Source organism: Niallia sp., from assembly GCF_031978665.1.
Lineage (GTDB): Bacteria > Bacillota > Bacilli > Bacillales > Cytobacillaceae > Niallia.
In genome coordinates, this window is sequence record NZ_DALZDK010000017.1 from 1 (window position 1) to 12133 (window position 12133).

The 12133-nt window shown below is 35.7% G+C and carries 11 protein-coding genes; 8 read left to right on the forward strand and 3 right to left on the reverse strand.

Features of this window, described 5'->3' with window-relative positions:
- Positions 1 to 266: 266 nt before the first annotated feature.
- From RTL21_RS10835 to RTL21_RS10845, 3 genes are all read right to left on the reverse strand, one after another.
- Positions 267 to 659, reverse strand: a complete 393-nt coding sequence (locus RTL21_RS10835) for a (deoxy)nucleoside triphosphate pyrophosphohydrolase (RefSeq protein WP_312095898.1) — start codon at positions 657 to 659, stop codon at positions 267 to 269.
- Between the two features lie 509 nt (positions 660 to 1168).
- Positions 1169 to 1318 carry a hypothetical protein gene (locus RTL21_RS10840; protein WP_312095899.1) on the reverse strand — a complete coding sequence of 50 codons (150 nt, stop codon included), beginning with the start codon at positions 1316 to 1318 and terminating at the stop codon, positions 1169 to 1171.
- Positions 1319 to 1617: 299 nt separating this feature from the next.
- Positions 1618 to 1875: a hypothetical protein gene (locus RTL21_RS10845; protein ID WP_312095900.1), complete on the reverse strand. Its 258-nt coding sequence runs from the start codon at positions 1873 to 1875 to the stop codon at positions 1618 to 1620.
- A 358-nt stretch (positions 1876 to 2233) separates the two neighbouring features.
- On the opposite strand from RTL21_RS10845, the gene RTL21_RS10850 reads away from it, so the two are divergent.
- From RTL21_RS10850 to RTL21_RS23235, 8 genes are all read left to right on the forward strand, one after another.
- Positions 2234 to 3673, forward strand: a complete 1440-nt coding sequence (locus RTL21_RS10850; protein WP_312095901.1) for a glycoside hydrolase family 1 protein — start codon at positions 2234 to 2236, stop codon at positions 3671 to 3673.
- 562 nt (positions 3674 to 4235) lie between these two features.
- A complete protein-coding gene (gene nirB, locus RTL21_RS10855) occupies positions 4236 to 6641 on the forward strand; it encodes a nitrite reductase large subunit NirB (protein ID WP_312095902.1) in 2406 nt (801 codons plus the stop codon).
- A gap of 31 nt (positions 6642 to 6672) precedes the next feature.
- Positions 6673 to 6990, forward strand: coding sequence for a nitrite reductase small subunit NirD (nirD, locus tag RTL21_RS10860; RefSeq protein WP_312095903.1), 318 nt, complete (start codon positions 6673 to 6675; stop codon positions 6988 to 6990).
- A gap of 3 nt (positions 6991 to 6993) precedes the next feature.
- Complete coding sequence (gene cobA, locus RTL21_RS10865; protein WP_312095904.1) at positions 6994 to 8424, forward strand: uroporphyrinogen-III C-methyltransferase; 1431 nt, start codon at positions 6994 to 6996, stop codon at positions 8422 to 8424.
- A complete protein-coding gene (locus tag RTL21_RS10870) occupies positions 8424 to 9164 on the forward strand; it encodes a sirohydrochlorin chelatase (protein ID WP_312095905.1) in 741 nt (246 codons plus the stop codon). Before cobA ends, RTL21_RS10870 begins: the two co-directional genes overlap by 1 nt.
- Positions 9165 to 9180: 16 nt before the next feature.
- The gene (locus RTL21_RS10875; protein WP_312095906.1) at positions 9181 to 9981 is read left to right on the forward strand and encodes a formate/nitrite transporter family protein; all 801 of its coding nucleotides are present in this window, start codon (positions 9181 to 9183) and stop codon (positions 9979 to 9981) included.
- Positions 9982 to 10147: 166 nt separating this feature from the next.
- Positions 10148 to 11410, forward strand: coding sequence for an erythromycin esterase family protein (locus tag RTL21_RS10880; protein WP_312095907.1), 1263 nt, complete (start codon positions 10148 to 10150; stop codon positions 11408 to 11410).
- A gap of 608 nt (positions 11411 to 12018) precedes the next feature.
- The coding region (locus RTL21_RS23235; protein ID WP_396954438.1) for a helix-turn-helix domain-containing protein at positions 12019 to 12133 on the forward strand (115 nt) is incomplete at its 3' end.

Sequence of the window (12133 nt, forward strand, 5' to 3'; positions counted from 1 at the left end):
GAGGGCTCTTTTTTGTTCAAGTCCCCGAAAATCCTTCTAACAGGAATGCTCCTATCTTATATAAGAGATGAATTTAAATAGTAATGAAAGTGAGGGTGTGAGACAATAACTCACTCCATTAAATATACATTTTATATTAATAAATCAATAAAGATTACTTGGTATTCTCAATTACATTTCTCTCGTAAGGTTGACCACTAAAAAATATGATAATGGAGTTCGTTGTGAAGAATAAAAAAATGCTAGGAGAAAATCCTAGCATTTTTTTATTCGTTTATTAATGCAGTAACTGCAGGAATATCTGCTGGTGCCCAGTTTAATGAATCTAAATTTTCTCTCTTTAGCCATACTAGTTTGGAATGTTCACTCGCTGTTGGAGTTCCGTCGAAAATTTTAGCTTTAATACATAATAAAGTAATAATAAAAGTATCATATTCATGTGTATGTTCATGGAAAAGTTCTTCTGCTTTAATTACACATCCAAGTTCTTCCTTTATTTCTCTTTCCAGTGCAGTAAAGATATCCTCCCCTTTTTCAACCTTTCCACCAGGAAATTCCCATCTGTTTGGAATAGTCATTCGGGTTGACCTAAGTGCACATAGTACTTCATTTTGATCGTTTTCAATAATTCCTGCTACTACGTTTACTGTTTTTTTCAATTGGTGATCCTCCTGAAGAAATTGTTATTATAAATTTATAATAGCATTTACGGATAGGGAGATATAGTAAAAAGGGAAAGTTTGTTTATACGGGGATTTAGAAAGTATTGATATTTTTAAGGGGGATAACGGAAAAAGTAAAGTACATGTTTAATTTGAGAAAAGATATTCAGGCATTAGCACGGAAATATCTCAATTCATTTTTTCAAACTCTCTCTAAGTTAAATTAATTGTTAGCATGTCGCCTAGTTGTTCTTGAAAGGTCAGTGATTTTAGGAATGTGTTGAGGATTATAATGACATTTGGGATATGTAAGATGGAAAAATTTATATAGCATTTATATTGCTTTTAGAAAAAGTATAGATACTAAGTAATACTTATTTTATGCCAGGAAAAAATATAGATTTTTCACAAGAAATATTTCATTAAATGTTTTGATCGTTATTCTATAAAAACCAGTAAATTATACCTTATTCTCCGTCAACCATAATGGAAAATAAGGTATTCTTTTAGTCGCGCATATGCCCTGCTTCTCGAGAAGTCATTGCTCCATCTCCTGCTTTTACATCTTTTTGAATTTCTTGTTTTACTTTTTTTGAATCAGTCCCTGCAAAATCTGGCTTCATAATGGAACTTAAATTCTCCTTACTTTGTGTCATGTTTTTCCCTCCTTTTTCATTCTTTAACCCATAGTATTTCAAAAAAGACAGATATTATGTTAATGAGAAAAGAATTAGAAAAAGGATTAATTTTTCATCAGAGAAACAACAATGCTTTGGAATTAGGATGAAAAGAAAATAACTAGTTTAATTGCAAGGATGCTAATGTTAAAGCGAGAGTTCAAAAGGTCTGATTACTGAAGATTAGGTTGATGATGTGTTGAACTAAAACCAAAATAAATGCACTTAAAAAGTAACCCTTATTCTGGTTTTAAAATGCACAACCAGTCTCTAGAGAATTAAATATAAGAAAAAGACATAAATAAAATGGCGAAAATAAATAGGAAAAATAATAACATAAAAATAATGGCTAATACGAGTAAAATCCATCCTAGAATTTTTCTACCCGTTCTAATCAAGTAAATAGAAAGCGTAATTATTCCGAACAGAAAGCCCATTATTCCCCATAGAACGGGGTTTTTGCCTGTTTTTTTTGAATCTACAACCAAATAGATTGTTATTAAAATGTTTATAGCCCAAAATAAAGAAAACTCCATAAGCATATACCCTCCTTTTCCCTTATTATATTGTATTCTCATAAACTTTCATACATGTACCAAGATAAGTATAAACTTAAATTCCCAATAAATAATGGATTATTCTATTGACATATAAGTAAGAAATAAGAATCTCTAATAAAATAATCCATTTATTAATAGTTTATAAAACTTCTCCATCTTGATACCATCTAACTATTGCGAAAATGTGATTAAATGTATATGCTTATTTTATAATAAACTATACTTTTGTTGACTGTTAGGAACAGCAGGATGTATAGTATAAAAAAGAAAACTGATAGTTAAGAATATATTTCGTATTGGATGTTAATTCTAACGATTTAAGGAGTTGAGCGGCATGATTCACCAATCATTGAAAGCGTTCCCTAGTAATTTTCTTTGGGGTGCTGCATCTGCAGCGTATCAAGTAGAAGGTGCGTGGAATGAGGATGGAAAAGGAATATCTAATTGGGATGAATTTGTGAGAATTCCTGGAAAAACATTTAAAGGAACAAATGGAGATGTAGCGGTAGATCATTACCATCGTTATAAAGAAGATGTAAAGCTGATGGCTGAAATGGGAATGAAAGCTTATCGTTTTTCCGTTGCTTGGACTCGTATTTTTCCAGAAGGAAGAGGAGAAGTAAATCAAGCGGGAATTGATTTCTATAATAATTTAATTAATGAACTTATAAAGTATAATATTGAGCCGGTTCTTACCCTTTATCATTGGGATCTTCCCCAAGTGCTTCAGGATGAATATGGGGGCTGGGAATCTCGTAAGATTATTGAGGATTTCACCAATTATAGTATCGAATTATTTAAACAGTTTGGGGACCGAGTGAAATATTGGGTTAGTTTAAATGAGCAAAATATTTTTACAGGTTTAGGCTACCGTATGGCTGTACATCCACCTGGAGTGACAGATGAAAAACGTTTCTATCAAGTGAATCACCATGCAAACTTAGCGAATGCTAGTGTTATCAAGGCATTCCGCCAATATGTTCCAAATGGGAAAATTGGTCCTAGCTTTGCATATTCTCCTGCATATGCTTTAACTTCTAAGCCAGAAGATATTATTGCGGCAGAGAATGCAGAGGAATTGAATAGTCATTGGTGGATGGATATTTATGCTTGGGGAAGATACCCTGAGGCTGCATGGAACTATTTAGAGGCAAATGGATTAGCTCCAGAGGTGGAAGATGGAGATTTTGAATTATTACGAGAAGGCACTCCTGATTTCATGGGACTTAACTATTATCAAACAACGACCTTTGAGAAAAATCCATTAAAAGGCGGAGTAGGTAGTGCTGAAATGAACACTTCTGGGAAGAAAGGTACTTCACAGGATTCAGGAATACCTGGTGTGTTCAAAACAGTTGAAAATCCAAATCTAGAAAGAACAGATTGGGATTGGAATATTGATCCACAAGGATTACGTATAGCGCTTCGCAGAATAACAAATCGCTATCATCTACCAATTCTCATCAGTGAAAATGGCTTAGGTGCATTCGATAAACTGGAAGAAGGCGATATCGTTCATGATGATTACCGCATTGATTTTATCCGCGCTCACATTAATGCGATGCAAGAAGCAATTACAGATGGAGTAGACTTAATGGGATATTGTGTATGGTCGTTTACCGATCTTCTAAGCTGGTTGAACGGATTCCAAAAACGATACGGTTTCGTTTACATCAATCAGCATGAAGAAGGAACGCATGACCTTCGTCGGATTAAGAAGAAAAGCTTTTATTGGTATAAGGAAGTAATCGAATCGAACGGGGAAAATAGATAAGAAGGAGCAGCTTCGCACATGCTTTTATTATAGGCAATGTGAGGCTGCTTTTTTTTGTTGTCTGTCCTTATAGAAGTAGTAATTCCCCCCACCTACCAAAAGAAATTACTGTCGATTTTCGGTGTTCGGTGAATAGTGGATTGATTGCAATGTGTACAAAATCACTTTATCCCTTTATTCAGAAAAAAAGGAATTTAATAGAATAATCCTTTATATAGTCTGTCTTGCTGTGAGTATAGATATATAAAAATTCGATTATTTTCCATTTGTCATCTTGCCCAAGGTAGTAATAATTATAGAAATTCATTAAATCGTCAAATTTAAAGTCTTTTTTTTTTGCAAAAGTAGATATAATGGAACTATAAAAGATGTATAAGTTATACTTCTTTTAATAGTAAAAATATTCTTGTTTTACAAAAGAAGAAGTGAATAGGAATATGATATTAACATAGTGCTTCGAATACTTACGGAATAATTTATTTGCGTAATATTATTTTCAAGAAATTATGTGATTTATTTCACAAATAATCCACCTAACTAGCTGAAACTTGGAGGGACGAAAATGAAAAAGAAATTAGTGATGATTGGAAATGGTATGGCGGGAGTTCGTACGATTGAAGAAATAATGAAGAGAAATGCGGACCTTTTCGATATTACCATTATTGGGGACGAACCTTATCCGAACTATAACCGGATTATGCTTTCAAATGTTTTACAGGGAAAAACAACTGTAAATGATATAAATATTAATGATTGGAACTGGTACCAAGAAAATCATATTAATCTATTAACAGGTGAAAAAGCGATAAAGATTGAGAGAGAAGAGAAAGCGGTAATCACAGATAAAGGAAAGGTAATCGAATATGATGAACTCATCCTTGCAACAGGATCTAGTGCCTTTATTTTACCGATACCAGGAAGTGATTTAGAAGGAGTAATTGGTTTCAGAACGATTGATGATACGGAAAAAATGATGGAAACAGCAAAGTCTTATAAAAAAGCGGTTGTTATCGGCGGCGGGTTATTAGGATTAGAAGCAGCAAGAGGATTGATTGACCGTGGAATGGAAGTTCATGTTGTCCATTTATTACCTACCTTGATGGAGCAACAGCTAGATGCAGCGGCGGCAAATCTTCTTAGAAAAGATTTAGAAGCACAAGGGATGAAATTCTTAATGGAAAAGCAGACGGCAGAGATATATGGGGAAGACCGTGTGCAGGGATTAACATTTACAGACGGTACGAGTGTTGAATGTGATCTGGTCGTAATGGCTGTGGGAATTCGACCAAACGTGGCAATTGCCCGTGAAGCAGGATTGGATGTAAATCGTGCCATTATTGTTAATGATCATATGGTAACTTCTGATCCATCAATCTATGCAGTAGGTGAGTGTGCGGAACATAAGGGAATTGCCTATGGATTAGTTGCTCCTCTGTATGAACAAGGAATGGCCCTTGCAGATTGTATTACAGGGAGAGAAGGAAAAGGATACCAAGGTTCCATTCTTTCTACTCAATTAAAAGTGGCAGGATGTGACTTATTCTCTGGTGGGAAAATCCATGAAGATGAAAATACAGAAGCCATTATTGTCCATGATCAGTTTGCTAAAGTATATAAAAAGATTTTAGTAACAGATAACAAAATTGTTGGGATTGTTTTATACGGAGATGCTTCTGATGGAAATCGATTATTTAATATGTTGAAAAAACAAGCAGATATAAGCGAATATACAAGTTCTTCTGTTTTAAGCAAGAGCGGGCAGGATGATGAACTTGATATGGTAGCAAGTATGAGTGCCGACGATACAGTGTGTGGGTGTAACGGGGTGACAAAGGGTGCGATTGTTCATTCAATCTTAGAGCAAGGATTGTCTACTTTTGAAGAAGTGAAAGGATGTACCAAAGCAGGGGCATCTTGTGGAAAATGTAAACCAATAGTAGAAGGTATTTTAGCACATACACTTGGTGACAGTTTTGATGCTTCCATTCAAAAAACAGGAATGTGCAGCTGTACCACCCTTACTCGTGATGAAGTAGTAGCACAGATACAAGAAAAGCAGCTTAAATCTCCGAAAGAAGTACGAATGGTACTTGATTTTGCAAGTGAGGAAGGATGTTCTAAATGTCGTCCGGCATTAAACTATTATATGCGGATGCTGTTCCCAGAAGAGTATGAGGATGATAAAGCTTCCAGATTTGTAAATGAAAAAATGGAAGGGAATATTCAAAAAGATGGTACTTTCTCCATCATTCCTCGTATGTATGGTGGAACAACTACTGCAGAGGATTTAGTAAAAATAGGAGAAGTAGCGAAAAAATACAATGTACCATTAGTAAAAATCACTGGTGCAAGTCGAATCGGACTATATGGAGTAAAGAAAGAGGATGTACCACATGTTTGGGAAGACCTAGGAATGCGTTCTGGTTATGCGTATTCTAAATCCCTTCGTAACGTAAAATCATGTGTGGGTTCAAGATTTTGTCGCTTCGGCACACAAGATTCATTAGGACTTGGCATTAAATTAGAACAAGCACTAGAGATGGTTGATACTCCTCATAAAATGAAAATGGGCGTTACCGGCTGTCCAAGAAACTGTGCGGAAGTGCTAACAAAAGACTTTGGTGTCATTTGTGTAGAAAATGGCTATCAGCTGTATATCGGTGGAAATGGCGGTACAGAAGTCCGTGAATGTGATAGCTTAACAACCGTGCAAACAGAAGAAGAAGTAATTACGATGGCAAAGGCGTTTGTTCAGTATTATCGAGAAAATGCTAATTATGGAGAAAGAACGGCTCCATGGGTAGAACGCATGGGTAGTGAAACAGTGAAAGAAACATTGTTAAATGCAAGAAATATGAAACAGTTTGTAAGCCGGTTTGAAAAAGCGAAAACAACCTACGAAGAAGCTTGGTCTTCTGTCTTAAACGATGAAACGAAGAGAGAAATGTATGAAGTGATAAAAGGATAATAGCAGAGAACAAAAATGGAGGGTATACATGATGACTGCAACTTTAGAATGGAATAAGATTATGAGACTAGCTGATTTACCAAAGCAAATTGGCAAAGAGGTTCATTTAAAAGGAAAATCAATTGCATTATTTCATCTTTCAAATGGAGAGGTGCGAGCCGTTGCGAATAGTTGTCCCCATCAAAATGGACCATTGGCAGAGGGAATAGTATCAGGCGAATATGTTTTCTGTCCGCTTCATGATTGGAAAATTTCTTTAGTCACAGGCGAAGTTCAAAAACCGGATAATGGCTGTGTCGAGGTTTATGAAACGCAAATAAAAGATGACTATATTTATATAATGGTGTAAGAGATGAATACGAACAAGGGGTATGTAGCATTTGTCGGAGCAGGGCCTGGGGATATTGGATTGATTACAAATAAGGGAATAGAGTGTTTGAAAAATGCAGATGTTGTCTTGTATGATCGCTTAGCAAATCCACGTTTATTGCGTTTTACTAGCAAGGATTGTGCGTTTATCTATTGTGGAAAGCTACCAAACAATCATATCATGCGACAAGAAAAGATTAATGAAACATTGGTGACAGAGGCGTTAAAGGGAAAATATGTTGTCCGGTTAAAAGGGGGAGATCCTTCTGTTTTTGGAAGAGTAGGGGAAGAAGCAGAGGCAATTGCGAAATACGATATTCCCTTTGAAATTGTACCTGGGGTGACATCCAGCATTGCCGCGAGTGCCTATGCTGGAATTCCAGTAACTCATCGTGATTATAGTACTAGTTTTACGATTCGAACAGGGCATGCCTGTAAGAAGAATGAGGATTCCGTTCATCATGAACCTAAGCCAGAAGCGATAGGAGATACACTTGCCTATTATATGGGAGTGAAAGGTTTACCAGCAATTTGTGAAAGTTTAATAGCTCAAGGTAAGGCTAGTGACACAAAAGTAGCTGTTATTGAGTGGGCAACACTAGGAAAACAACGAGTAGTCGAGGGTACCTTGAAAACAATTGTGGAAAAGGTAAGAGTAGCAAAGCTTGGGAATCCAGCTTTAACGATTATTGGAGATGTCGTTCAACTAAGATCATCGATTGCTTGGTTTGAGAAAAAATCCTTTTATCAAAAGAGGCTATTAATTGCCAAAAGCTCATCAGAAGAAAGTTTGCTAGAAAGATATTTTTCAAGAAATGGTGCGGAAGCCTATGCCTTTCCTACTTTAAAATCTAGCGCTCACACTTATACAATGGAAGAATTGCAATTGATTGTGCATGCGGAAAGATTGATTTTTGGTTCTTCAGAAGGGGTAGACTACGTGTTTTCCCAACTATTTCAAGCAGGTTATGATTTACGTGATCTTCCTAGACAGATTGAACACCTATCAGATAAAACGCGTAAGGAATTAGAAAAAAGAGGCATTCGAAGCATAAAGGCAGCCTATGACAAAAAAAGTGCTATTTTAATAGGGAATGAACAAGGAAATCAAGTATTCTCAGATAATCTTCTAGCATTACCTAGTCATACTATTCAAATAGATGAACGTTTTCATGAAGTAAATGAACGCTTATTGACAGAAGATAAATGGGAAACAGTTATTTTTCCCAATAAACGATCCGTTGATTTATTTTTACAAGAATGGCTAACCTTTAGTGAAAAAGATCCAAAGCAACTTTCGTTTGCTGCAATTGGCCAATCAGTGAAAGATTATGCAATCAAGCGGGGATTTAGTCAGATAGATGAGCAGGTTCAACAAGAACTAGATAAACAGGATTGGAAGCGTGAGTGCTAATGGATGCAGTGATATATATTGGTCATGGTAGCCGGATAGGAGAAGGGAATAAACAATTCATAGCGTTTATAGAAGAAGTAAAAAAAGAAGTAAACATCCCAGTGCAAGAAATTGCTTTTTTGGAACTGGCTTCACCATCTATTAGTGAAACAATGGAAAAAGTAATTCTGGCTGGTGCTAGAGATATTCTAGTGGTACCTGTGCTATTGTTTGCAGCAGCTCATTTTAAAAGAGATATTCCAGAAGAATTGGAGATTGTGAAAGCAAGGTTTCCAGAAGTACGTTTTTCTGTTACCAAACCTTTTGACTTGCATCCGAAAATGATGAATTTGGTTTTAAAAAGAATAGCAGAAAAACAATTAGATACGGACGGAGTTATTCTTTTAGTTGGAAGAGGCAGTAGTGATCCAGAACCAATTTTGAAACTAAAGGAAATAAGTAGTCATATCCAACAAAGATTAGATGTGCCAGTCTATACTGCTTTTTTGACAGCTGGAAATCCAGGCTTTGTTTGTGAATTGGAGAGACTGCAAATGGAATATAAAAATATTTGCGTTGTACCATACTTACTTTTCACGGGGAAGCTATTAAAAAGAATGGCCAGTAAAGTAGCAGAAAGTAATAATGACGTTATTCTTTGTGAGCCATTAAAGTATGATTGTTTAATGAAGGAAGTATTGCTCGAAAGAATGGAAGAGCAATGCGGTGGAGCTGTAAAGGAAAAACAGCTAGTACATTAGGTAGAGGAGTGTCGTGATGAAAGAGGTAATTACTGCATTTAGTAACACTGCATTAACGAAGATTAACGCCTTACATGTAAGTAGAAAGAAGTATTTAGTAGGTGCCATGCTAGCTGGATTTTTTGTTGGACTAGGAATTATTCTTATTTTTACAATCGGCGGGTTGCTTGGTTCAACTGGATTTGCAGGGACGAAAATTATAATGGGTGTTTCCTTTGGCATTGCCTTGAGTTTAGTAATTATGGCAGGCGCTGATTTGTTTACCGGTAATAATATGGTAATGACAATCGGCATGTTAGAGAATAAAGTAACCTGGAAAGATACAGGAAAGGTATGGGGATATAGCTATATTGGCAACTTTATCGGTTCTATTCTCGTGGCATTATTATTTAGCTATTCTGGATTAGCTGTTGGAGGAGTAGCAGATTTTATCACAAATGGAGCTGCAGCAAAAATGAATGCTCCGTTTATGGAATTACTTATCCGCGGGATTCTTTGTAATATATTAGTTTGCTTAGCAGTTTGGTGTTCTGTGAAATTAAAGGACGAAACAGCAAAATTAATCATGATTTTTTGGTGTCTATTTGCCTTTATTACTTCTGGATTTGAGCATAGTGTTGCAAATATGACTCTATTATCTATTGCCCTTATTATTCCTCATCCTGAGACAGTTTCTATTGGAGGAATGTTTGCTAATTTGCTGCCAGTAACAATCGGAAATATAATCGGTGGCGCTTTATTTGTAGGGGCAGCCTATTGGTATCATATTTCGGAGAAGACAAAAGCAGTGGTTAAATCCTTTAAAAAAGAAGCTTAATTTTTCGTCATTCATGTGAAAGATATCACAAAAATCTATCTCAGAAAAAGGAGGTAGATTTTTTATTTTCCTTCTTGAAATTGAAAGGTGAATACCTTGCCCTTTTATGAACAAAATATAATGAATAAAAGAGGAAAAATTGCATTAAAAGGATGTGCACGAAAAAATGGTCACAAAAGTCAGTAAGACGATCCAAAATATCCAACAATTTAGTCAACCATTTACCGACATAGAGGGGCTAACCGATCTAATCCAGCAGGCTAGTAAGGCAAAATACGTATTACTTGGCGAAGCTACCCATGGGACAGCAGAATTCTATACCATTCGTGCAGAAATTAGTAAGAAGTTAATAAAAGAGCACGGCTTCACTTATCTAGCGGTAGAGGGAGATTGGCCGTCTTGTTATGAAGTGAATCTGTATGTAAAAGGGCACTCAACCTATTCTCATGCAAGAGAAGTACTTTCCCAGTTTCACAGATGGCCAACATGGATGTGGGCAAATGAAGAAATCATTCCGCTCATCGAGTGGTTGAAAGAATATAACCTTGATAAGCAAGAAGCGGAGAAAGTAGGTTTTTATGGAATTGATGTTTATAGTCTATGGGAATCGTTGGAGACAATTGTTACTTATTTGCAAAAAATAGATTCTCCAGATCTGGACAAAGCAATGCAGGCAATTACTTGTTTTCACCCCTATAACAAAAGACCAGAGCAATATGGCATGTCGGCTGCTTTTTTAGGAGAAAGCTGTAGAGAGGAAGTATTGCAGCTTCTAAATTCCATTGTATCGAAAAGAAAGCAATACATGGAAAAGGAAAGGGAGTCCTATCTTAATTTACAAATAAATGGACTAGTGTCCAAAAATGCAGAAGCCTACTATAAAGCAATGATTACAGATGATACCGAATCATGGAATATTCGTGATCATCATATGGTAGAAGCTTTAAAAATTATTAGCGATTTCTATGGGAAGGAAGCAAAGGGAATTGTTTGGGAGCATAATACCCATGTTGGAGATGCCAGAGCAACTGGTATGGAACAAGAAGGTTTAGAAAATGTTGGCCAAATCACGAGAGAAAAATTTGGAGAGAACAATGTATATGCAGTCGGATTTGCTACCTACAAAGGGACTGTCATTGCCGCAGAAAAATGGGGAGAGCCCTACAAAATTATGGATATTCCCAAAGCACAGCCTAATAGCTGGGAAGAAATATTACATAGGGCAGGCTCGTTTAATAAATACCTAACATTTACAGAAGAAAACAGAAACTTGTTTAATCGTATAATCGGTCATCGTGCTGTCGGGGTAATATATGAACCAGCATATGAACATTATGGAAATTATGTACCGTCTAAGATTTCCGAGCGATATGATGGATTTATATTTGTAGATCAGTCGAAGGCGGTCACACCGATTCCTAAGGAATAACAAGGGAATCGCATTAAATGAAAGGAATTTACATGTTAGTCAGTTTTTATTCAAGAACTTTTGTTCATGATAAAACGTAAAGGGATGAAGTGTCAGTTATTATAATGAAAAATCTCTTTCTATAGTAACTGAGACTTTATACCGATTTTAAGGCATTCCTTAAGTGCATAATATTGTTTGAATTGAGAGACTACTTTTTGCATAAGCTCGATTTGTCTAATATTCAAATCTACTAAGGTTCTCCCACTATCTCAATTTCATGGAGCCGTTCATCAAATATAGAAGCTTCTTTAATCTTTCAATATCTACCAAATCCTAAATCGTCATTTAGTAAGCAGACAACTTTCTTAATTTTTCCAAACAAGAGTGCTCCGGTACACCTTGGGTTAGGCTCTACTTTTCCACTCTTACTTTGTTTTGAAATTTATTAAGCTAATGTCATGTCAGAATATAAAGTAGTTAAAACAAATCCCGCTTTCACATTTGTGATTTTATTTGCACAAAATATATATATAATGTTAATATCATTATTAAGAAACAACACTATTAAGGGGTCGCTATATAAAATGAAAAAAGATGAAGATAAGTTATTAGTCCGCATTGCTGAAATGTACTATCAAGAAAACAAAACGCAAAGCCAAATTGCTACGGAACTAAATATTCATCGTTCAACAATTAGTCGTTTGTTAAAAAGATCAAAAGAAGAAGGAATAGTTCAAGTAA

Coding starts and splice junctions, on each gene's coding strand:
- RTL21_RS10840 (WP_312095899.1), bottom strand. CDS start 1,318: ATGACACAAAGTAAGGAGAATTTAAGTTCCATTATGAAGCCAGATTTT.
- RTL21_RS10845 (WP_312095900.1), bottom strand. CDS start 1,875: ATGGAGTTTTCTTTATTTTGGGCTATAAACATTTTAATAACAATCTAT.
- RTL21_RS10850 (WP_312095901.1), top strand. CDS start 2,234: ATGATTCACCAATCATTGAAAGCGTTCCCTAGTAATTTTCTTTGGGGT.
- nirB (WP_312095902.1), top strand. CDS start 4,236: ATGAAAAAGAAATTAGTGATGATTGGAAATGGTATGGCGGGAGTTCGT.
- nirD (WP_312095903.1), top strand. CDS start 6,673: ATGACTGCAACTTTAGAATGGAATAAGATTATGAGACTAGCTGATTTA.
- cobA (WP_312095904.1), top strand. CDS start 6,994: ATGAATACGAACAAGGGGTATGTAGCATTTGTCGGAGCAGGGCCTGGG.
- RTL21_RS10870 (WP_312095905.1), top strand. CDS start 8,424: ATGGATGCAGTGATATATATTGGTCATGGTAGCCGGATAGGAGAAGGG.
- RTL21_RS10875 (WP_312095906.1), top strand. CDS start 9,181: ATGAAAGAGGTAATTACTGCATTTAGTAACACTGCATTAACGAAGATT.
- RTL21_RS10880 (WP_312095907.1), top strand. CDS start 10,148: ATGGTCACAAAAGTCAGTAAGACGATCCAAAATATCCAACAATTTAGT.